This window comes from Bradyrhizobium sp. MI1.3, from assembly GCF_055811695.1.
Genome location: NZ_JBVVPQ010000099.1, coordinates 1 through 20,992 on the forward strand (window position 1 = coordinate 1; position 20,992 = coordinate 20,992).

Genomic DNA, 20,992 nt, shown 5'->3' on the forward strand with positions numbered 1-20,992 from the left:
CAATGAATCTGACGCATTGCCGAGGGGCAGGATACCTATGCCCGGTCGAAAGCAGTCGTGCTCCACTTCGAATCAGCGCGTAGGATGGGTTGAGCCCTTGCGAAACCCATCATGCTTCATCATCGGCGGACGGATTGATGGGTTTCGCTGGCGCTCTACCCGTCTTACGAGCTGAGCAAGCGCCTCGTCCTTCGAGACGACCGCTTCGCGGTCTCCTTAGGATGAGGCTGAGTTGCGTCGGGATTCGTTGCAGGTGGAGCCACGTGTTCCGCCCTCATCCTGAGGGCCCGCCAACGGCGGGCGTCTCGAAGGATGTGCCGCGGGGACGCTTACGAGTTCCCCTAAGCCGGCACGATCACCTTGCCGATCGGCCAGAGCGCGATGCCCGCGAGCTTGAGGTGGGCCCAGGCGAAGGGAATGCCGATGATGGTGATCGCGAGGGCCAGGGCGGTGAGGAGATGGCCGAGCGCCAGCCACCAGCCAGCCAGCACGAACCAGATGATGTTGCCGATCACCCCGAGCGGACCGGTGCCGACATCCTCGACACCGGTGACCTCATAGCGGCTGACCGCCCGCGAGCCGAACGGCATCAGCGTGTAGACCGCGATGTTGAACGCTGCCCGCGCCCACGGGAGGCCAATGATGGTGATCGCCATGATGACCGCGGCGATCAGCCAGCCGAGCGCCATCCAGGCGCCGCCGATGAGGATCCAGAGCAGGTTGAGCAGGATGGAAACGGGAGCCATGGGATGATCCGCGAGACGGTGATCCCGTGAGTATAGCACGATGAGCGAGGTTGCGGTCGACGAAGCCGCTCACGAATTCACGGGCGTGTGTAGCCCGGATGAGCGAAGCGACATCCGGGGCTTATTATCCCGGGTATCGCTTCGCTCACCCGGGCTACGCACTACGCACCGTCAGATCTTCCGCCCCGCCTGCTCCCAATAGGGATCGCGCAGGCGGCGCTTGAAGATCTTGCCGGAATCTTCGCGCGGCAGCCCGGCGCGGATCTCGATGTGTTTTGGCACCTTGTAGTCGGCGAGCGAGGCCTTCAGCCGGGCGCGGATTTCGGCGGCGTCGAGCGTGATGCCCGCCTGGGGCTCGACCACGGCCATCAAGGTCTCGCCGAATTCTGCGTCGGGAATGCCGAACACCGCGCAATCATGCACGCCGGGCACGGCATGCAGAACCGACTCGATCTCTGCCGGGTAAATGTTGACGCCGCCCGAGATCACCATGTCGCGCTTGCGGTCGCAGATGAAGACGTAGCCCTCTTCGTCGATATAGCCGACGTCGCCGGAGGTAATGAAGCCGTCGCGATCGATCTCGGCGCGCTTCTCCGGTTTGTTGTGGTAGGTGAAATCGGCCATCCCGGCCATGCGCGAATAGATCTCGCCGATCTCGCCCACGCCCAGCAGGCGTCCGTCATCGCCGATGAAGCGCAGCTCGGCGCCGGGCGAAATCCTGCCGACGGTGCCGGGTTTCCTTAGCGCATCCTCGGAGGTCGCGAAGGTGACGGCGCTGGATTCGGTCGAGCCGTAGAATTCGTAGATCACCGGCCCCCACCACTCGATCATGGCGCGCTTGACGTCCGCCGGACAGGGCGCGGCGGCATGGATGATATGGCGCAGCGAGGAGACATCGTACTTCTTGCGCACCTCCCCCGGCAGCTTCATCAGGCGGATGAACATGGTCGGCACCATGAAGATGGTGTCGATTTTGTAGCGTTCGATCAGCTCGAGAAATTCCTCGGGCTCGAAGCGCGGCATCAGCACCAGTGCACCGCCGAGTTTTCCCGCGCGGATGCCGAACGAGTTCGGCGCGGAGTGATAGAGCGGACCCGGCAGGATCGTGCGGGCGCCGGGCTTCAGCCCGTAGATCATCGCGCGCATGCGCTCGCCGGCGGCCGCCTGTTCCGGCGTCGGTGCATTGCGCCGTACGCCCTTGGGATGGCCTGTCGTGCCCGAGGTGTAGATCATGTTCATGGGCTGCGGCACGATCGGGCCGTCATAGGGCTGGTGCTGTGCGAGCCAAGATTCGAAATCGATCGCGAAGTCCGGCGTCTTCAGATGATCGGGATCGATCTTGTAGTTGGACAGGATCTCCGGCGGCGTCGGCACGCTGAGCACGATGACGCCTTTCGGGATCGCATCGCGCAAGGCATGCAGCATGTCGGCATGGCCGATCAGCACGGAGGTGCCGGTGTCGTTCAGGATGTAGGTGATCTCCTCCGGCTTGAAGTGCCAGTTGATCGGCACACCGTAGGCGCCCAGCCGCATCGCGGCATAGGCAGCTTCCAGAAAGGCAATGTCGTTGCGCATCAACATGCAGACGCAATCGCCCTGCCTGACGCCGATTTGGCTGAGGCCCGCGGCGATGCGATCGGCACGATCAGCGACCTCGGCATGGGAGCGGCTGCGCTCACCGGAGACGATGCCGAGGAAATTTGACGTTTCGCTCATTGTTGGTTTTTCTTTGTTGTTGAAGTTGCCCCTCATGGTGAGGAGGCGCAAGGCGCCGTCTCGAACCATGAGAGCCCGTGGCCCATCCCTCGAGACGCTGCTTCGCGGCTCCTCGGGATGAGGTCTGCGCTAATCCGCAAACTTCGGCGCGCGCTTCTCCAGATTGGCGCGCACCGCCTCGGTCTGGTTCGCACTGCCGATCAGCTTCTGCTGCTCGACGGACTCGGCAAGCAGCGCGGGGCCCGGATCGACCGAGAGATTGTTGAGCAGGCGTTTTGCGGCGCGGATCGCATCGGGGCTTTTTCCCGCGATCTCGCGCGCGACTTCGAGGGCGCTCGCGCGCGGGTCGTCGCAGATGCGCGTGGCGAGACCGTAAGCCATCGCCTCCTGCGCGGAGAAGATGCGGCCGGTGTAGGTGAGATCGCGCAAAATGTCGTCGCGTACGAGCGAGGCCAGGATCGGCGTGCCCGCCATGTCGGGCACCAGACCCCATTTGATTTCCATCACCGACATCCGCGCATCGGGGGTCAGGAAGCGCATGTCGGCGCCGAGCGCGAGCTGGAAGCCGCCGCCGAAGGCGACGCCCTGGATCGCGGCGATCACCGGGACCGGAAGCTGGCGCCAGCCCCACACCGCTTGTTGCGCAAAGTTCGCCTGGCCGTGCGTGCGTTTGGTGAGATCGCGATTTTCGCCACCCGGAATTCCGTTGCCGCCCTTCTCCTTCATGGCGGCAAAACGCCCCATGTCGAGACCGGCGCAGAAGGCGCGGCCCTCGCCCGACAGCACCGCGACGCGCACGCTCTTGTCCTTTGAAAGCCGGTCGGTTGCGGCGACAAGGGCCTCGAACATGGCCTGATCCAGCGCATTCATCTTGTCCGCGCGCACCAGGCGCACATCGGCGATGCCTTCCGAGATCGAGATCGAGACGCGCTCTTCCATGAATGAATTCTCCCCTGGTTCCCTGCTGTTCTTGTTCGGTGCCGCTTTACAGGACGACGGCGGCCGGATTTAGTCAATCGATCAATTAACCGACAATCGCGACAGGGGAAACAGACATGTTCAAGGAAAATCTTCTGGCGGGACGACGCATCCTCGTGACCGGCGGCGGCACCGGGCTCGGCAAGTCGATGGCGGCGCGCTTCCTCCAGCTCGGCGCCGAGGTGCACATCTGCGGCCGCCGCAAGATCGTCTGCGACGAGACCGCGACCGAGCTGATGGCCGAGTATGGCGGCCGCGTGAGCAGCCACGGCGTCGACATCCGCAACGCGCCCGCGGTCGAGGAGATGATCGAGACCATCTTTCGCGACGGCCCCCTCACCGACCTCATCAACAACGCCGCCGGCAATTTCATCTCGCGCAGCGAAGAGCTGTCGCCGCGCGGCTTCGACGCCGTCGCCAACATCGTCATGCACGGCACGTTCTACGTGACGCAAGCGGTCGGCAAGCGCTGGATCGCGTTGAAGCAGCCCGGCAACGTCGTCTCGATCACCACGACCTGGGTGCGCAACGGCTCGCCTTACGTGGTGCCGTCGGCGATGAGCAAGTCCGCGATCCACGCGATGACGATGTCGCTCGCAACCGAATGGGGCCGCTACGGCATCCGGCTGAACACGATCGCACCGGGTGAGATCCCGACCGAGGGCATGAGCAAGCGCATCAAGCCCGGTGACGAAGCCGGCGCGCGCACCAAGGCGATGAACCCGATGGGCCGCGTCGGCACCATGGAGGAATTGCAGAACGTCGCCGTGTTCCTGATCTCGGGCGGCTGCGACTGGATCTCCGGCGAGACCATCGCCATGGACGGCGCGCAGGCGCTCGCGATGGGCGGCAATTTCTACCAGCTCCGCGACTGGAGCGACGACGACTGGAAAACCGCGCGCGAGAGCATCATGGCGCAGAACGAAAAGGATCGTGCAAAGCGGGGGTGACGTAGTCGTCCTGGCGAAAGCCAGGACCCATAGCCACAAAACGCAATTTGGCGAAGACCGGCCATGGCCTATCTTCGCCAAAAAACATTCGGTGGGAATGGGTCCTGGCTTTCGCCAGGACGACGACGTTGAAGCCATGGCGTACCTTCCCCCGTCTTGTCTTCCCCTGCGGATGACGCCACACTCCGCGGCATAAGAACAAGACGGTATGGGAGAAACATGACCACACAGCCATTGGCCAATCTCGCCGACATGGTGCGCGAGCGCGCCAAGAGCCGCGGCAACGCGATCGCCTTCGAGTTCGAAGGCCGCGTCACCAGCTTTGCCGAATTCGACGTCAAGACGAATAAAGTGGCCAACGCGCTGATCGCGATGGGTGTGAGACGCGGCGAGCGCATCGCCTATCTCGGCAAGAACAGCGACATCTATTTCGAGCTGCTGATGGGCGCCATGAAGGCCGGCGTGGTGATGGCGCCCGTGAACTGGCGGCTCGCGGGCCCCGAGGTCGCCTTCATCGTGAGCGACTGCAAAGCGCCGGTGCTGTTCGTGGGACCTGAGTTCATCGCCCTGGTCCGCCAGATCAAGGGCCAGTTGCCGGGCGTGCGCAGCGTCATCACCACCGAAGGTGGCGCGCCGGAATGGCAGGATTTTACAGCTTGGCGCGATGCACAGAGTGGCGATGATCCCAAGGTGCCGATCGACGCGAAGGACATCGCGATTCAGCTCTATACGTCGGGTACGACGGGCAAGCCGAAGGGCGCGATGCTGTCGCATGCGAACTTCCTCAACCTCGTGCAAACCGGCAATGCCGAGGACAAGCCTGAATGGAACCGGTGGTCGACCGACGACGTGTCGCTGGTGGCGATGCCCATCTTCCACATCGGCGGATCCGGCTGGGGCGTGATGGGGCTCTATCACGGCGCTCGCGGCGTGATCGCGCGCGAGTTCGATCCGACAAAAGTGCTGGATTCTTTCGAACAGTCCGGCATCACAAAGCTGTTCATGGTGCCCGCCGCGATGCAGTTCGTGGTGCGGCAGCCGCGCGCAAGGACTGTCGATTTCTCGCGGTTGAAATACATGCTGTACGGCGCCTCGCCGATACCGGCGGCGCTGCTGAAGGAATGCATCGAGATCTTCAAATGCGGCTTCGTGCAGATGTACGGCATGACCGAGACCACCGGCACCATCGTCGCGCTGCCGCCGGAGGATCATATCGAGGGGCTGGAGCGGATGCGCTCGGCCGGCAAGGCGCTGCCGGGCGTCGAGATCGCGATCCTCGATGTCGATGGCAAGCCGCTGCCGCCGCGCGAGGTCGGCGAGATCGCGACACGCTCGGGCTCCAACATGGCAGGCTACTGGAATCTGCCGGAAGCGACCGCCGCGACGCTGCGCGGCGACGGCTGGCTGCGCACCGGTGACGCCGGCTACATGGACGAAGACGGCTATCTCTACATCCATGACCGCATCAAGGACATGATCATCTCCGGCGGCGAAAACATCTACCCGGCCGAAGTCGAGAGCGCGCTGTGCGATCATCCCGACGTCGCGGAAGCCGCAGTGATCGGCATACCCGACGACAAATGGGGCGAGGCGGTGAAGGCCGTCGTGGTGATGAAGCCGGGCAAGCAGGCGACCGCCACCGACATCATCAACTTCACCCGCGAGCGCATCGCGGGGTTCAAGACGCCGAAGAGCGTGGAGTTCCTGCCGGCGCTGCCGCGCAATCCGTCAGGCAAGATTTTGCGGCGGCAATTGCGCGAGCCGTATTGGGCGGGGAAGGATAGAAGGGTGAATTAGGCCGACTGCGAGAAGCGATGGTGCAATCGGGAGCTCCGCCCATGGCGACATCTCTGGATTGCTTCGCTTCGCTCGCAATGACGGTGTGGAGGCGGATGCGCGCCTCTCTCCTCCGTCATTGCGAGGAGCCCTTGCGACGAAGCAATCCAGACTGTCTCTCTGGAAAGACTTTGGATCGCTTCGCTCGCGATAACAGCTAATGCTTCCCCGGCCCCATATAGCCGAACAAAAATCCCGCCACCTTGCGGATCTGGATCTCCTCGCTGCCCTCGGTGATGCGGTAGCGGCGGTGGTGGCGGTAGATGTGCTCGAACGGCTTGTGGCGTGAATAGCCCATGCCGCCGTGGACCTGCATGGCGCGGTCGGCGGATTCGCAGCAGAGGCGGTTTGCCCAATAGTTGCACATCGAGACGCGGTCGGAGAGCGTGCGCTCGATCTGCTCCTCAGTGAGCTTGTCCATCTCCCAGGCGGTCTTGCGGATCAGCAGCCGCAGCATCTCGGCCTGGGTCGCAAGCTCGACCAGCGGGAACTGGATCGCCTGGTTCTCGGCCAGCGCCTTGCCGAACGGTTTTCGCTCGCGCGCATATTTCACGCTCTCGTTGATACAGTAGACCGCTGCCCCCAACGAACTCGCCGCCTGCCGGATACGGTTCTGATGGACAAAACATTGTGCCAGCGACAGGCCGCGCCCGACCTCGCCGAACAGCGCGTCCTCGGGAACGAACACGTCCGTGAAGCTGACGCGAGGATGATCGGTCGGCATGTTGAAGGTCCACATGTACTCTTCGATCTTCACGCCCTGGCTCTTGGCCGGCACCAGGAAACAGGTGATACCGCGGGCATCGCCGTCATTGCCGCTGGTGCGCGCGAACAGCGCGCAATGCGTGGCGACGTGCATGCCGGTCGTCCACATCTTCTCGCCGTTGATGATCCAACCCTTGACGTTGTCGCGGGTCGCGGGCACCGCGCGCGTTTCCATGTGGGTGGCGTCGGAGCCATGATTTGGCTCGGTCAGGCCGAAGGTGATGCGGTACTTGCCCTTGATCGAGCCATCGATCATCGCCTTCTGGTCGTCGCGTCCGTAGCGATCGAGCATGGTAGCGACGGGGAAGTTGCCGACGATGGAATGCTCGTTCTGAAGATCGTTGTGCAGGCCGAGCCCCTTGGCGGCAAAGTGCTCGCGGATCACGGCCATCCAGAGATTGGAGCCATCCTTCCCGCCATATTGCTTCGGCACCGGAAATCGCAAATGACCGGCCGCGTCCGCGAGATCCTTGGCCTTGCGCAGCAGCGCTTCCCATTCGTGGCGCGGCAGGCCGCTATTCTCGAAATCGGTGCGGGCCCATTCGCGACGATGATCGAAGAAGCGGATATTATCATCGGCCTCTTCCAGCGGCTTGATCTCGCGTTCGATGAAACGGTCGAGCTCTGCGAGATAGGCGACGAGATCGGCAGGCAATGAGAAATCCACGGCTCTCTCCCGGGTGTTTTTTCGTTTTGCGTTAAGGCGCTGGGCGCAGCTTTGCTTCGCACGATTAAGGTGAGAAGAGCGTCGCCAAGTCAAGCAACGGAAGGCGTACTGGATGCGCAGGGCGCATTGCGCAATTCGATGGTGCTCTAGCGCGGTGGCGCGGTAGTATTCCGGCAATATTCCTTCACGAGAAACTGCGGGAGCGACCATGGAGCTGAAATTCTCAAAGGTGGAACGCAAGGGGCCGATCACGATCGTCACGCTGTCGCGGCCCGAGGTCTACAACGCGCTGCACACCGACGCGCATTTCGAGCTCAACAAAGTGTTTGACGATTTCTCCGCCGATTCCGAGCAGTGGATCGCGATCGTCACTGGCAGCGGCGACAAGGCGTTCTGCGCCGGCAACGATCTGAAGTGGCAGGCGGCCGGCGGCAAGCGCGGCTGGGACAAGGGCGACTTTGCCGGCCTCACCGCGCGCTTCGACTGCGACAAGCCGATCATCGCCGCGGTCAATGGCGTGGCCATGGGCGGCGGTTTCGAGATCGCGCTGGCCTGCGACCTCATCATTGCCTCGGAGAACGCGACCTTCGCGCTGCCCGAGCCGCGCGTTGGCCTCGCCGCACTCGCCGGTGGCCTGCACCGGCTGCCGCGCCAGATCGGGCTGAAGCGCGCCATGGGCATGATCCTCACCGCGCGCCACGTCAGCGCCAAAGAGGGTCTCGAACTCGGCTTCGTCAATGAGGTGGTGCCGCAGGGCGAGGCGCTCACGGCCGCGCTGCGCTGGGCTGAGATGATCACCAAGAATTCGCCGATGTCGATCCGCGCGTCAAAGCAGGCGATCCAGAAGGGCCTCGGCGTGTCGCTGGAGCAGGCGATCGAGCAGCAGCGCGACTATCCGGCCGTGAAGGCGATGGCGGCCTCGCAGGACTACATCGAGGGACCGAAGGCATTTGCGGAGAAGCGGCCGCCGAAATGGATGGGGAAGTAGCTGTTTCCGTCATGCCCGGGCTTGTCCTAGTTGCCCCCCGGTAGCGGGCCGCAGCAAGTAGACAAAACTGTCAATAACGGGATTGTCCTTTAGTCTAATGCCGTGCTTGCAAGTGATAACACGGAGTAGCCCCGTTTAGCGACCGTTAGCGGGTGTCCATGGCCCCCGGTTTGTCCCCGGACCGCCAATCGTGTCTGCTCCGAATTAAGGAGCACGACATGAGGCGAAAGCTAACAGACAGGTTCGTCCGCACCATCAAGGCAGCGCCGCCCGGCAAGCGCGTCGAGTGCTACGACACAATGACGTCGTGCTTCGGGGTGCGCGTCACCGACCGCGGTCACAAGACGTATTTCCTGTATCTCAAGTGGCCGGGCGGCAAGGTGGCCACGCGGCGCGAGATCGGGAACGCCGACAGGCTCTCCCTCTCTGCAGCTCGCAAGAGAGCCCGCGAGTGGCTTGAGCTTGTGGAGTTGGGCGTTGATCCTTGCGAGAACGAACGCGCGGCCGAGGCTGAGGCGAGACTACGCCGTGAGACCACATTCGAGTCGGTAGCCGAGGCGTGGTTCCTCAAGATCAAGCATCAGCGCAAGGCCGACGAGGTCGAGCGCGACGTGCGTCGCGAGTTCATCGTGCGATGGCGAGGTCGTCCTATCACCAGCATTAGCCGGCAAGAGATTGCGCAGGTGATCGAGGACAAGGCCGAGGGCCGATCGCCCGCGCCCAATGCAAAGAAAGCGGGACCGGCGCCAGCGCAGGCGAGAAACCTGCTGGGCCATGCCAAGCAGTTGTTCTCGTGGGCGGCGGCCAGCGGAAAGTACGGACTGGAAGTCTCACCCGCGCAGCTAGTGCAGGGTCGAGCCATCTACGGCAAGAAGCGGCGCCGATCCCGCGTGCTCAAGGACGACGAGCTTCGCCAGGTGTGGAGCGCAGCCGATCAGATGGATTATCCCTATGGGCCTTGTATCAAGCTCATGATCCTGTGCGGTCAGCGCAAGGCCGAAGTTGCCGAAGCGGTGTGGCCCGAGTTCGACCTGCGAAAGAAGCTTTGGATAATTCCCAAGGAGCGCATGAAGATGGATCACGATCATCTCGTGCCGCTGACCGAGGATATGCTGTCGCTGCTCGCCGGCCTGCCGCGCTTCACCACCGGGCCGCATCTGTTCAGCACTACGTTCGGGGAGCGCCCCGCCAACGGCTGGAGCAAGGCGAAGGAGCGCATCGACGTGATGGCTGGGCCAATGCCACACTGGGTCTTGCACGACCTGCGCCGCACGATGCGCACAAATCTAAGCGCCATACCGCAAATATCCGATAGGGTTCGCGAGGTCATGATCGCGCACAACGGCGGCATGCACGCGGTCTACGACCTGTACGACTACGCCGACGAGAAGCGGCAGGGCTTCGGGCTGTGGAACGCGCGGCTGCGAGGTATCCTTGCAGCAGAGGCGACGAGCAATGTCGTTAACCTCTTCACGTCTGCGTGACGAATTGCAGCAGGACATCGGGCTGCTCAATGATTATGGAGAGCTAGACCGCAAGCGCGACGCGAGTCGAATATTGTCGCGATGACGCGCGTTAGTTTGAGCGATACCCAAAGTACTTCAGAGACGTGTTGATCGTCTGCGCGGCACCTGTTGATAACTAAACGCACGCCTTGCACCAGAAGGGGCGTGCTGATCCACTGCAACTACGGCTTGCGGATAGATTTTGCTGTTGTGCTTCGCGACAGTTGATATGAATGCGCGGAGGAATGCGCGCTCCCTGCAGTTCGCTATGATCATGCGACCAATTTGGCGTACGAGTATCCGCAGGCCGTTTTTCTCATGACACAGTTGGCCAGGCTCAAAGGCGTTAAGACGCTTCCTCAATTGGCTAGAGTTTTGGGGGTCCAACCGGCTTCCTTGTCCTATGTATTGTATTGGCTCTCAGACCGGCAGAAGTACGAACAATTCACCATTCGCAAGAAGGGAGGGGGCCATCGACTGATCACGGCACCCAAATCTCGCTTGAAAATGATCCAAACAAAGCTGGCCGACCTTTTGTTGGACATTCATGTTGAGTTGGAGCAAGCCCGGGCGCGCAATCAGTGTCAACTGTCGCACGGATTCAAACGAGGCTTCTCGATCGTAACGAACGCTACGGCACATCGAAACAAGCGCTATGTATTTAATGCTGATCTGAAGGACTTTTTTCCGTCGATCAACTTCGGAAGAGTTCGAGGATTCTTCCTTTGGGATAACAACTTTTTACTCGATGCGAAAGTGGCGACCATAATCGCGCAGATTGCTTGCCACAATAATCAGTTGCCACAAGGCAGCCCGGCCTCGCCAGTGATCTCCAATCTTATCGCGCACATCCTCGATATACATCTCAATAGACTGGCGCGAAATGGTCGGTGTACCTACACGCGCTACGTGGATGACATCACCTTCTCAACGAATGAGCAGGTTTTCCCTTCGACCATAGCTCGGCTCGTCCGCGGCTCGACCGACAAGTGGGTGGCTGGGGACGGGCTCGTCAAGCGAATCTACTCGTCCGGCTTCGCGTTGAACTACGACAAGACGCGGATGCAGCTGCGAAACTCTAGGCAGGATACGACTGGCCTGATCGTTAACCAGAAGGTCAATGTTCGCAATGAGTACTATAAATTAGCTCGGGCCCAGTGCCACCATCTTTTCAAAAACGGATTTTGTTTCTCCGAAAAAGATAAGAAGCCACGTTCCGACGATGCGCTAGATGGCACATTGAGCTTCATCTATCATATACGCCGCCTTAAGACCCGGGATTGGCAGCGCGAGCAAAAGAGCTTCCACAGGCTCTATCGCCAATTTTTAGACTACAGAACATTTCACGGCATCGTCCGCCCCAGAATTATCTGCGAAGGAAAAACCGACAATATTTACCTGCGATGCGCCTTCGCCGCGCTCAAGGCAAAATTTCCGCAGTTCGTAGATCCAAAAGGCGCACTTACTGTAGATCTGTTCAACTATACGGCAGCTTCAGCGATCTTCCAGGATCTGTCCGGCGGCACCGGCGAGATGACCAAATTGTTCTCTCACTATGCTGCCCGGGTTTCAGGCTTCGCCCTCCCTGCACAGCAGCCAGTGATCGTGATTGTGGACAATGATAAAGGATCAACCGATCTCTTTAAGAAGCTCGCCGAGCTAGTCGGCAAGCCTGTAGGTGGTCTGGATCCTTTCTACTACGCGTTTGCAAATCTATACGTGGTACCGATACCAAAGAGCGGAGCGAATGAGGTAGCCATCGAAGACTTATTTGAACCCGCGCTGCTAGCAAGAACTATCAACGGAAGAACCTTCGGCAGATCACTTGGGAAAAAGAAAGACCCCACCAAGTACTCCAAGAACGATTTCGCAACACAAATCGTAAAGCCTGAGCGCACCAAAATTAACTTTTCAGGCTTTGAGCCACTCTTGAAAGCCGTAGCAGACGCGATCGCAGATTTTGCTGGACGAGCCGCATCTGTGAAATCGACCGGAAGTGCTGCTGTAGATAGCGTCAAAATTGCAGTATGATCTCCCATCTACTGAAGAGGCATGCTGTGTCAGATGATTATGACGAACGGGAAATGTTTTTTGAGAGACGCACCGACAAGGCAATCATCGGCAAGCGCTTCCCTAGCGGATCGTCTGGGCAGATGCTCCGCATCGCCTCGCACATTGTGCAGGGGGAGCCGGGGCTTGCGTTCGCGAAGGTGAAAGATGAGGTCGTCCTGCGGCAGACGGCGGCTGGGCGATACGAGATTAAGGCGACTTTTGTCGAAGACGACCGCTCGGTGCGAACGCTGACGATCCAGCGGTACAGCAGCCGAACAGGTCCGCTTGAGAAGCAGTCCTTCTCGTTTGTGGGATCGGAAATCGGTACGCTCCTCAACTTCGTGGCGGGCCTGAAGACAATATCATTCGATGACGCGTCGAAGGTTCATCTCCCCGATGACGTGTTGCGCGACATAATCCTTGATCAAGGGCAGGCTCGGCGCATTTTCGCACAGAATTCTGAGATTTTCTTGCAACTCGCTCAGCAGGAAGATTTGACGCGCGATCTCGTGGCAATCGGATATCGGCGCAAGCAACTTCGTTATTTTGAAATGCTGCTGGGTGATCAGGATTTCTTCGTCGCGGAACAAGCGCGGCTCCAATGCAAGCCCGAGGCAGTATGGCAGCAGTTCTTCGAGGCGAATACTTGGATATTTGGCTACGGACTATCTTACCAATTCGCGTCCAAGCTGGACGAAGGGAAGCTTGAGCGCATCGTAAGGGGGCGTGACTTGACCGGTCCCGGCAAGCGAGCGGACGCACTGATGAAAACACGCGGTATTGTGAGCTCGCTTTGTTTCGTTGAGATCAAACGGCACGATACCCCACTGCTCGGAGCTAGCCAGTATCGCTCCGGCGCTTGGCCACCTTCATCTGAATTGGTCGGTGGGGTCGCCCAGACGCAAGCGACCGTCCACTCTGCTGTCGAGGCAATCGGTCACAAATTTTCGCTCGAAGATGAACTGGGTGATCCGACAGGAGAAGTTCTGTTCAGTATAGAGCCGCGATCCTGCCTCGTTGTCGGAAGTCTTAACGAATTCCAGACTGAAAACGGCGTGAACGTCCCCAAGTTTCGCTCGTTTGAGCTTTATCGCAGGCATACTTTTAGACCGGAAATTCTGACATTCGATGAATTGTTGCAGCGAGCCCGCTTCATCGTAGAACACGAACCAGCGGCGCTTTAAGATTTCATCGCGCAGTTGATTTGATGCGAGTCCCGTTTGTAATGAGGTTGCCGTGCATCGCGCGGCCTATCCTTGCTTTCGCCCACCTTGCCGCCTGCTGATCGCCAGCGTCCACCGCTCGCCGCCACTTCTCGAACAGCCTTGCCAACCTGCGCGCTTGTCTTGCGTTTCCGAGCTTTGAGCCCATAGCCAGTCTCCCGTCATTCACGACGGGCGAACCAGTTATATTCTTCCAGAAAGCCGAACAATCAACGCGACGCGCCCGAGTTAACGGGGCGTTTTGCGCCTCGCTGGGCGGGCCACCGGACGGGCGCTTTATTGGTGCGTGCCGGGGCGGGTTGGCACGCCTGGGCGGGCGGCGCCCCCGCCCGCCCGAGGCCGGGCCGAGCTTGGCCGGGCTGGGTGCCGTTCTGGGGGCACGCCAGGGTGCGCTGCGCGATTGCTGGGAGTTGATTTCGAGGCACCCCGGGGGTGGGGGCCACCCTAGGGGCTATATGCCTGTATGGCTCGCAAAAAGGGCAACCGTAGGAAAGCGCACCATGACCATGCAACCAAATCGGTGGAGACTGCCCGATTCCATGCACTGCCCAGTGGCCAAGCCGGTACCATCTCGGCCCTTACACACACCGATTCGGCATCCCGATGAACCTGCTTACCCCCGGCACCAAGTTCTCCGATGAGGACCATTTTCGGAAGATCTTACAGCAACTGATCGTTCCAGGAATTCCGATCGAGAACGCGGGTTCGCTGCAGGGTCGGGAGACTAAGCTGCGCGAAATCAGCCGAGCATTAAACTCTCGCGGCATGCACTGCTTCATCCACGGCGAACGGGGCATCGGCAAGACGTCCCTGGCAGTCACCGCTGCAAAGGCGTTTCTCGCGACATCGGTGTATCCGCCGTACATCGGTTGCGACGAGGAGGCATCATTTGACCATCTCGTCCGAGATATTTGCCGTGCGCTGCTCAAGGCGGGCGTCATCAAGCGGGAGAGCGACTATCAGCAAAGCGGGTCTCTGAACTTGGCGTTTCTAAAGTTCGAGGTGAAGGGCACAGGCGGCGGCAACTGGATCATCCCCGATAAGGTCGAGACCATCAACGAGGCCGCCGACATAATCGGCGAAGCTGCGCATCTGTCTGACTTCCAATCGCCGCTGGTGGTGATTGACGAGTTCGAGCGCATCAAGGACGAGCAAGTCAAGCGGCGCTTCTCCGATCTTATCAAACGGGTCCATGACAAGCAGATCAATGTCCGGTTCATGTTCTGCGGCATTGGGAAGTCGCTGGATGACCTGACGAGCGGTCATCTGTCATCCAATCGCCCCCTGCATCCGGTGCAGCTCGAACAAATTTCGCACGACGCGCGATGGCGTATTGTGACCACGGCTGCGGATGCGCTCGGCTTTGCTGTCGACAAGGAGCACCTGATCCGGGTTGGTCACATCAGCGATGGCTTTCCGTACTACATACACCTGATCGCCCAAAATCTGTTCTGGTTGGCATTCGATCGGCATCCCAGCGAGAGCCGCATTACTTCCGATGACTTTCACCAAGCCGTGCTCGGCGCCATGGAGCAAGCTGAGTCTCCCCTCAAGACCGCTTATAAGCTGGCCATCCAGAAGACCAAAAACTCGCTGGATTACGAAGAGGTTCTTTGGTCAGCCGCCGCAGGCACTCATCTGCAACGGCAGAGCCGCGAGATCTACGATGCCTCCTATGTTCCGATGATGGAAGAGCGGCTTCGCAAGGAGCTATTCGACGTCAACATCAAGGAGAAGCGCACGGTTCTAACCTACGAAAAGTATCGGGATAGGCTCTACAAACTGTCCGACGAGCGGCACGGCTGCATCCTGCACAAGTCCAGAAACTCTTGGTACGAGTTTCCGGAGAAGGTGAACCGTGGATACGTCCGACTGGTTGCCGAACGCAACGGCGTGCAACTCGGGTCCGACCACTTCTAAACCGCCGTCATATACCCTTCCCGGCATTTCGCCCGGGCTTCGGCCTCTTCGGCATCTCGCCCGAGCCGCCGACCAACGGGGCACTGGTCTGTAGTAGGGCATATTGCCCCTCCGCGGGCCGGGCAATCAGGTCGGCCTCGTACATCCTCTGCAGCGCCATCTTTGCTGCATCGTGCGTTGAGCCTGTACGAGCGGCCACCTCAGCTATGGTCAAGGTTGGTTTTCCGAACTCCGCCAGCACTCTTACAATCTGCTTGCGCCTCGCCGTCATGGCGGCGCTCTCGGGCTCGCGCGCACCAACGTTGACGTACCGCATGTTCTCATCCTGCTCGACGCGGTAATTAAACTCATCCAGGTCACGACCCTTACCCCAGAGGTACCTTCCGTTGCTGCCGTCGCGTTCCATTCCGAGGATGATCGCGTTGTCGATACCGCCCCCGAGCCCCAGCGTTCCGGACAGCGTGTCCATCAGGTCGTCAGAGGCCATCTTTCGCTGGTGATGCAGCGGCAGGACCGCGATCTTGTGCTTCGCCGCGAGAATGCGGAACGGTGCAACAGCATTGTAGTCGATGCGGTACTGGGGATCCTTGTTGCTGCGCCTGTCATTCATGGGCTTAACGTTCTCAAGAATGTCGATGATCACCAGCATTGGTCTCTCGACCGAAGCAATCCATTCCTCGATGTACTCGATGCATCCCGTGTCAAGCGTTGGCCACTCCGTGGCGAACGTAAACCGCTTTGGCCACGTCGACTTGTCGGCGCCGTAGAACCTTTTCATTCGCCGCTGGAACCTGCGCTTATTGTCCTCCAAGGCCAAGTAAAGTACATCGCCGTGTTCGCACTTCTTGCCCATAAAATTTCCGCCGGGCGTGGCGACGGCGAGCCCCATGTCTTGTGCTAACCAAGTCTTCCCGATCTTCGGCTTGCCGCCCAATACCGTGCATCCCTCGGGTAAGATGCCTTCGACGATCAATCTGAGATCCTCAAATTGCTCGTCCTGCAACCTGTTTAGGGTAGATACCAGCTCGCTCATCTTTTTCATGGGCGGCATCGCACTCGTTGTAGCGGTGGCCTTGGCCTCCTCGAACGAGGACCTCGTGCGTTCGGGTTTCTGGGTCATGAGGCCAACTCCTTCGCACGCATCACACGATAGGCGTCGCGCCAACTCCGGTCGTACTGATCCGCGAACCAGTAAATTGTTTCCTCGCGGACGGATCTAACCTTGGCGCACTCGCGCCACTCGTCCTGAATGGCCTTGTGGCCGGGATACTTGCTCGGGGCCTCGCGACTCCACTCGTCGAAGTGCTCGAACCCGCGATCGCCCAGCGCGGCATAAATGGCGAAGCCGATTTTAGTCCAGTCATCGTGGAGCACATCTGCTGGTATGACGCGCAGCGCGCACCACACCTTGAGGTCTGTGTCCTCTTCAGGCCGCATGTCGTCGGGCTCGCTCGATAACCCGCGACCGGTATTCTGCTTCATCATCGCGAGCATCTCGGGCGACGGCATACTCTGCTGTCTTCGGATCGGGCGACGTGGAGGCCGCTGTGCTGGTGGTGGGATTAGGGCGAGCAGTCGCTCTCGCTCCTCTGTGCCCATCTTGCGATTTTTGGCCAACCTCACAAACTCCGCGAGCCCAATCTCGGAGCCGGTTTCGCGCAGAGCGACTTGCCTCTCGAGGATACTTGATTCATAACCGCTGTAAGGGACGTTGACGACGAACGGTCTGCTCTCGGGCGGCTGCTCGCGCGGAAAGATTTCTCTATTGGATACGGCGAGCCGAGCGCAGATCGCCCGTAAGACGCGAGTGGCCTCTATCACGCGGATGCGGCCCTCGAAGAACACGAGGACGCGCAAACCACCGCTCTTCGTTCGCACCGCGAACGCGCTTATCCCGAGCCGCAGTAACTTCTGCACCCAAGAGCGCAGATCGGCATACTCGTCGATATCTATTGCGCCCCACGAGACGGTTTCGTCGCTGAGGTTTGGAGCGATACTGAGCGGATAGCGTCCCTCGATGTGCAGTTGCCAAGTCGAAGGATCGAGCCTCCGTCGGCCTCGTCAATAGTCTACCTCTAGCTTAAGTAGGTCTCGGCGACTGCGCCGTGCTCCCAACGGATTATACGTTACATGGTACTGCTCGGCCTCGAACAGCCGCATGAGCTGCAGGGCTATCGCTGGTTCGGTGCGTGGCCTTGTGGTATTCTTAGACACGGCTTGTTCTCCTTCCAGAACATGCTGAATAGCCCGCTCGGACAGGTGGCTCTGTCTGGGCGGGTTTTGTTATTTTTTCTCACGCGACCCTAGGACGAGAGTCGATGTACGCCGTGAGCTCGTCCTCGAAGAACGCAATGCGGTTGGGACTGATGCGAATGGGGATCGGGAAACCCGGCAGCGTCTTCATCCACCGGTACAGCGTCACGGGGTGACAGCCGATCCGGCGCGCAGTCTCACGCGGATCGATCAGGACGCGACCCTTGCTTACGGCTGGGATGGGATAGGAGGTTCGCCACCGATTGGGGGTTCGCTTCGCGCCGGGCGGTAGCGGATGACGCTGAGTTTTGGTGTCGCTTGTAGGCAGCTCATGCGTCGCGGCCGACAGCATTAGCGCGCGTTGGTGATCCCTGACAGGCATTCGCAAGTCCTCCTAGACGGAGGGTTCTCGTGCCTATGTGCGTCGATGATGGAGTGCGCGCGCAAGAGCAAGAGAACCCGATTGTGGATTCAACTTGCCTCCTGTTGTCCCCCTCCTACGAGTGTTCAGCGGGGGCCCGAGTCGATACTCATACCGTGAGGCTAGCGCGGCGTTGGGAAAAGCATGCCAGCACGCCGCGGCCGGTGCAAGCGCAAATTTTCGGTTGCTTACACACGCTAAAACTGGGCTTTGCTCGTTTCTGACGGGAGAGTGTTACCGGCGTTACCGCTGTATGTGCGTGTGCCCGGAGTTACGCGGCGTGCGCGCGTTACCACTTATGCAGCCACGTTACTAATGAAGTAACGGAAAGAGTGAGTATAGCGGCAAAGGCTTCGCGCTCGTGCCTCGATGGTAACGCGGGCACGCCCCGTAACTCAAGTAACGCACACATACGCCAGTAACTTCAGTAACGGCGGTAACATTTGTACGCTCCCAATGGGCCACGCGTTGGCGGGCGGGCTACTCTATAACCGTGGGAAAATAGAGCGAAGCGAGTGCCCTCCGATAAAATTACCATTCTCAGGTAAACTCAACACGTTCACTACAACCGCAAACGCGCGAAATAGCCGGTTTTAGCCCGGTAGCCCGCATAGACAAAATCACACCCCTGCAGCTCCAATATTCTCCACGATTGCTCGCAGGACACGCCAGGGCTTATTGCTGGGGCAGCGTGCGGCGCGGTTTGCGATGCCCATTAGATTCATCCGCGTCGTACTCAATCGAGGACGGCGAAGGCATGACCAGCAAGGCGAACAACACCAACAAACCGTGGCGTCGAGTGGGACAAGCAATCAATTCCGCCGGGCCGCCGAGAGCACAACCACACCTGCCCGGCAAAGCAAAAACACCACGCAGGCCGGACGGATCATTCGCGAAAGGCACGAGACCCGGACCGGGTCGCGCAAAAGGACAGCGCAATCGCACGACGGTGATGCTGAAGGACGCGATACTGGAGGCGGCCGCGTTTGTGGGACAGGATGGAAAGGGCAAGGACGGACTGATCGGCTATCTCGTGACGTTGGCCACGAAGGAGCGAGCGGTGTTCGCCCGTTTGCTGGAAAAGGTCTTGCCCATGCAACTTCACGTCGAGGACAAGACAATCAAGACATACACGGTCGAAGAGGCTGCGGCAGAGTTGCAGGCACGCGGTCTTCCGGTGCCCACGCTTCTCGCGATAGCGCCTCCTTCCGAAGATCTTCCGGTCGCAGCCAACGAAGATGTGGCAGATGATGAGTTCAACCAACTCAGCCCTGGAATAGTTCGCATCGAGTAATTGGATTGCTCGTTAATTCAACTTTAAGTAGCATACAACGCTGTTGCAACGGCACGGCAATTTCGCCTTGGCCGCACCTTTCGAAGGACGACACGATGAATACCACATTTCTAAGAGCTTGCGACGGGAGAGCAGCGCACGCGGCCGAGGCGATAGACGAGCGGGGAGTGCTTCGCGACGGATATCTGATTCAGAAGGCGGTCAGCCTTATGGACTCGCGGCGCACGCCCGTTCTCACCCACGAGGAAAGAGCGAGAAAGATCGCAGACATCGAGGCTCGCGAAGCCCAACTGTCGAACGCGTGGCGCAGTCCGGCTTCCCAGTCTAAATCGGACCAATCGAAGCCGCCGCCAATCCGCGATGCGCAGGCTGCGCGAGCCGAGCGCGACCGGCGTCTTGAGCAAGCATGGCAGCACTGAGAGGAGAAACGCGATGTCAACGAAAAGACTTACCAAGGCATCGGCCGCCAAGCTCGCGCGTCTCACCGACGAGGTGGATGAGGCCAATAACCGCACCCTCCTGATCGTGCGTCGGATCCGGGAGTGCGAAGACCAGATGCGGCATCTCAATGAGGAGGCCGAGGCCGAGCAGTGGGCCAGCCTTGAGCAGGAGCTGACGCGCCTTCATGGCCGTCGCGACATTGCGCAAGCCCGCCACGCTTTCCTTGCGCGTCAGGTCGCGGAGATTCGCTCGTGGCTCTCCGGCGTCGCCCCCGACATCGAGCTGCGTGACGTTCCTGCCGTCGAATGGCGGCGCGATGAGAGCGACGACCTACAAGAATGCGTGGAGATAGTGCGGGGGGAGATCGAGCAGCTGCAGAACACGCGAAAGAGCGTGGTTAGCTCGGGTATTCCGGTCGATGACCTCTACCTTGAGGCCGACGCGCACGTAGAGGCACTCGCGAAGGACGGCGTCCCACGCATCTCGGTCGAGAATGACCGACTGCGGGTGCAGCATGGGAGTACCTGGGGCAACTCCGGGGCGGAGGCGATTGCGATGATGGCGTGGCTGTGCCCAGAGCAGCTCAAGGACGCGCTCCACGCCCGTATCGATGAGTTTCGGGCCAGAGAGTTGGCGCGCGGACTTATCGTCTTGCATCCCAACGATCGAAAGAAAAGGCTCGCCGATCTCGACAATCGCATTTGCGCGCTGGAGCTAGAGGAGGAGTTCTACGTCGTCAGAGCGGAGGAGAACGGCATCAGCATTCCCCGCCGCGACAAGGTCCACCCGGCGGCCATTCTGGGTGTGGCGCTGTGGAAGAAGGGTGCATTACGCGCCGCCTGATGAGGCGTGACCCGGGCGGGCACGCCCGGGCGCGGACAAGTGGGCGAGTGTCCGCGTTCATGAAACAACCCCCACACCGGGCGGCATGGCATCCTTCGTGCGCGGCCCGGACCCACTCTTGCAGCAGCCAGCCCGGGGATAGCCCCTGGGTCGCAGATGACGTAAAAACGCCGGCCAGGAAGGACTGGGCAACCGGGCTTGTCCCGGCCATCCACGCCTCACCGCGCGGCACGAAGAACGTGGATGCCCGAGACGAGCCCGGGCATGACGATGCGAAGAGAGTAGCGCGCCTGCATCAACGCCGTCATTGCGAGCGTAGCGAAGCAATCCAGAATTGATCTTCCCCCAAAAAAGTGGACATGGATCAAGCCGATTTTAGCTCCATCTCGACCGG

Annotated in this window: 16 protein-coding genes; 10 read left to right on the forward strand and 6 right to left on the reverse strand. The window is 60.2% G+C overall.

Annotated elements, in window-relative coordinates; translation table 11 throughout:
• Window positions 1-341: 341 nt before the first annotated feature.
• From AC0L3A_RS36685 to AC0L3A_RS36695, 3 genes are all read right to left on the reverse strand, one after another.
• Window positions 342-746: a YccF domain-containing protein gene (locus tag AC0L3A_RS36685; protein WP_007593693.1), complete on the reverse strand. Its 405-nt coding sequence runs from the start codon at window positions 744-746 to the stop codon at window positions 342-344.
• Between the two features lie 171 nt (window positions 747-917).
• Window positions 918-2,462: an acyl-CoA synthetase gene (locus tag AC0L3A_RS36690; RefSeq protein ID WP_473256223.1), complete on the reverse strand. Its 1,545-nt coding sequence runs from the start codon at window positions 2,460-2,462 to the stop codon at window positions 918-920.
• A gap of 129 nt (window positions 2,463-2,591) precedes the next feature.
• On the reverse strand, window positions 2,592-3,401 hold the full coding sequence (locus AC0L3A_RS36695; protein ID WP_007593694.1) for a crotonase/enoyl-CoA hydratase family protein: 810 nt from the start codon (window positions 3,399-3,401) through the stop codon (window positions 2,592-2,594).
• 116 nt (window positions 3,402-3,517) lie between these two features.
• On the opposite strand from AC0L3A_RS36695, the gene AC0L3A_RS36700 reads away from it, so the two are divergent.
• Both AC0L3A_RS36700 and AC0L3A_RS36705 read left to right on the forward strand, forming a co-directional pair.
• A complete protein-coding gene (locus tag AC0L3A_RS36700; protein WP_007593696.1) occupies window positions 3,518-4,390 on the forward strand; it encodes an SDR family oxidoreductase in 873 nt (290 codons plus the stop codon).
• 219 nt (window positions 4,391-4,609) lie between these two features.
• Window positions 4,610-6,187 (forward strand): fatty acid--CoA ligase, encoded by a 1,578-nt coding sequence (locus tag AC0L3A_RS36705; RefSeq protein ID WP_007593698.1) that lies wholly within the window; start codon window positions 4,610-4,612, stop codon window positions 6,185-6,187.
• A 196-nt stretch (window positions 6,188-6,383) separates the two neighbouring features.
• On the opposite strand, the gene AC0L3A_RS36710 is transcribed toward AC0L3A_RS36705, so the two are convergent.
• Window positions 6,384-7,658, reverse strand: a complete 1,275-nt coding sequence (locus AC0L3A_RS36710; protein WP_473256224.1) for an acyl-CoA dehydrogenase family protein — start codon at window positions 7,656-7,658, stop codon at window positions 6,384-6,386.
• Window positions 7,659-7,866: 208 nt separating this feature from the next.
• On the opposite strand from AC0L3A_RS36710, the gene AC0L3A_RS36715 reads away from it, so the two are divergent.
• The 5 genes from AC0L3A_RS36715 (at window position 7,867) to AC0L3A_RS36735 (ending at window position 15,346) form a co-directional block, all read left to right on the forward strand.
• Window positions 7,867-8,646 carry an enoyl-CoA hydratase-related protein gene (locus AC0L3A_RS36715; protein ID WP_473256225.1) on the forward strand — a complete coding sequence of 260 codons (780 nt, stop codon included), beginning with the start codon at window positions 7,867-7,869 and terminating at the stop codon, window positions 8,644-8,646.
• A 218-nt stretch (window positions 8,647-8,864) separates the two neighbouring features.
• A complete protein-coding gene (locus AC0L3A_RS36720; protein ID WP_473256226.1) occupies window positions 8,865-10,130 on the forward strand; it encodes a tyrosine-type recombinase/integrase in 1,266 nt (421 codons plus the stop codon).
• Between the two features lie 339 nt (window positions 10,131-10,469).
• A complete protein-coding gene (locus tag AC0L3A_RS36725) occupies window positions 10,470-12,182 on the forward strand; it encodes a retron Ec67 family RNA-directed DNA polymerase/endonuclease (protein WP_473256227.1) in 1,713 nt (570 codons plus the stop codon).
• A 26-nt stretch (window positions 12,183-12,208) separates the two neighbouring features.
• A complete protein-coding gene (locus AC0L3A_RS36730; RefSeq protein WP_473256228.1) occupies window positions 12,209-13,387 on the forward strand; it encodes a Shedu immune nuclease family protein in 1,179 nt (392 codons plus the stop codon).
• 642 nt (window positions 13,388-14,029) lie between these two features.
• Entirely contained in the window at window positions 14,030-15,346 is a 1,317-nt protein-coding gene (locus AC0L3A_RS36735) for an AAA family ATPase (RefSeq protein ID WP_473256230.1), read from the forward strand.
• A gap of 7 nt (window positions 15,347-15,353) precedes the next feature.
• On the opposite strand, the gene AC0L3A_RS36740 is transcribed toward AC0L3A_RS36735, so the two are convergent.
• Both AC0L3A_RS36740 and AC0L3A_RS36745 read right to left on the reverse strand, forming a co-directional pair.
• The gene (locus AC0L3A_RS36740) at window positions 15,354-16,466 is read right to left on the reverse strand and encodes an AAA family ATPase (RefSeq protein ID WP_473256233.1); all 1,113 of its coding nucleotides are present in this window, start codon (window positions 16,464-16,466) and stop codon (window positions 15,354-15,356) included.
• On the reverse strand, window positions 16,463-17,263 hold the full coding sequence (locus tag AC0L3A_RS36745) for a PriCT-2 domain-containing protein (RefSeq protein WP_473256234.1): 801 nt from the start codon (window positions 17,261-17,263) through the stop codon (window positions 16,463-16,465). The genes AC0L3A_RS36740 and AC0L3A_RS36745 overlap by 4 nt, the downstream gene beginning before the upstream one ends.
• A gap of 1,514 nt (window positions 17,264-18,777) precedes the next feature.
• On the opposite strand from AC0L3A_RS36745, the gene AC0L3A_RS36750 reads away from it, so the two are divergent.
• The 3 genes from AC0L3A_RS36750 (at window position 18,778) to AC0L3A_RS36760 (ending at window position 20,598) form a co-directional block, all read left to right on the forward strand.
• Window positions 18,778-19,314, forward strand: a complete 537-nt coding sequence (locus AC0L3A_RS36750) for a hypothetical protein (RefSeq protein WP_473256235.1) — start codon at window positions 18,778-18,780, stop codon at window positions 19,312-19,314.
• A gap of 95 nt (window positions 19,315-19,409) precedes the next feature.
• A complete protein-coding gene (locus AC0L3A_RS36755; protein ID WP_473256236.1) occupies window positions 19,410-19,733 on the forward strand; it encodes a hypothetical protein in 324 nt (107 codons plus the stop codon).
• A gap of 13 nt (window positions 19,734-19,746) precedes the next feature.
• Entirely contained in the window at window positions 19,747-20,598 is an 852-nt protein-coding gene (locus AC0L3A_RS36760) for a hypothetical protein (RefSeq protein ID WP_473256238.1), read from the forward strand.
• The last annotated feature ends 394 nt before the right edge of the window (window positions 20,599-20,992 follow it).

Excerpts from the sequence above, each read along its gene's own strand:
- AC0L3A_RS36685 (WP_007593693.1), bottom strand. The coding sequence starts at position 746 with ATGGCTCCCGTTTCCATCCTGCTCAACCTGCTCTGGATCCTCATCGGC.
- AC0L3A_RS36690 (WP_473256223.1), bottom strand. The coding sequence starts at position 2,462 with ATGAGCGAAACGTCAAATTTCCTCGGCATCGTCTCCGGTGAGCGCAGC.
- AC0L3A_RS36695 (WP_007593694.1), bottom strand. The coding sequence starts at position 3,401 with ATGGAAGAGCGCGTCTCGATCTCGATCTCGGAAGGCATCGCCGATGTG.
- AC0L3A_RS36700 (WP_007593696.1), top strand. The coding sequence starts at position 3,518 with ATGTTCAAGGAAAATCTTCTGGCGGGACGACGCATCCTCGTGACCGGC.
- AC0L3A_RS36705 (WP_007593698.1), top strand. The coding sequence starts at position 4,610 with ATGACCACACAGCCATTGGCCAATCTCGCCGACATGGTGCGCGAGCGC.
- AC0L3A_RS36715 (WP_473256225.1), top strand. The coding sequence starts at position 7,867 with ATGGAGCTGAAATTCTCAAAGGTGGAACGCAAGGGGCCGATCACGATC.
- AC0L3A_RS36720 (WP_473256226.1), top strand. The coding sequence starts at position 8,865 with ATGAGGCGAAAGCTAACAGACAGGTTCGTCCGCACCATCAAGGCAGCG.
- AC0L3A_RS36725 (WP_473256227.1), top strand. The coding sequence starts at position 10,470 with ATGACACAGTTGGCCAGGCTCAAAGGCGTTAAGACGCTTCCTCAATTG.
- AC0L3A_RS36735 (WP_473256230.1), top strand. The coding sequence starts at position 14,030 with ATGAACCTGCTTACCCCCGGCACCAAGTTCTCCGATGAGGACCATTTT.
- AC0L3A_RS36740 (WP_473256233.1), bottom strand. The coding sequence starts at position 16,466 with ATGACCCAGAAACCCGAACGCACGAGGTCCTCGTTCGAGGAGGCCAAG.
- AC0L3A_RS36750 (WP_473256235.1), top strand. The coding sequence starts at position 18,778 with ATGACCAGCAAGGCGAACAACACCAACAAACCGTGGCGTCGAGTGGGA.
- AC0L3A_RS36755 (WP_473256236.1), top strand. The coding sequence starts at position 19,410 with ATGAATACCACATTTCTAAGAGCTTGCGACGGGAGAGCAGCGCACGCG.
- AC0L3A_RS36760 (WP_473256238.1), top strand. The coding sequence starts at position 19,747 with ATGTCAACGAAAAGACTTACCAAGGCATCGGCCGCCAAGCTCGCGCGT.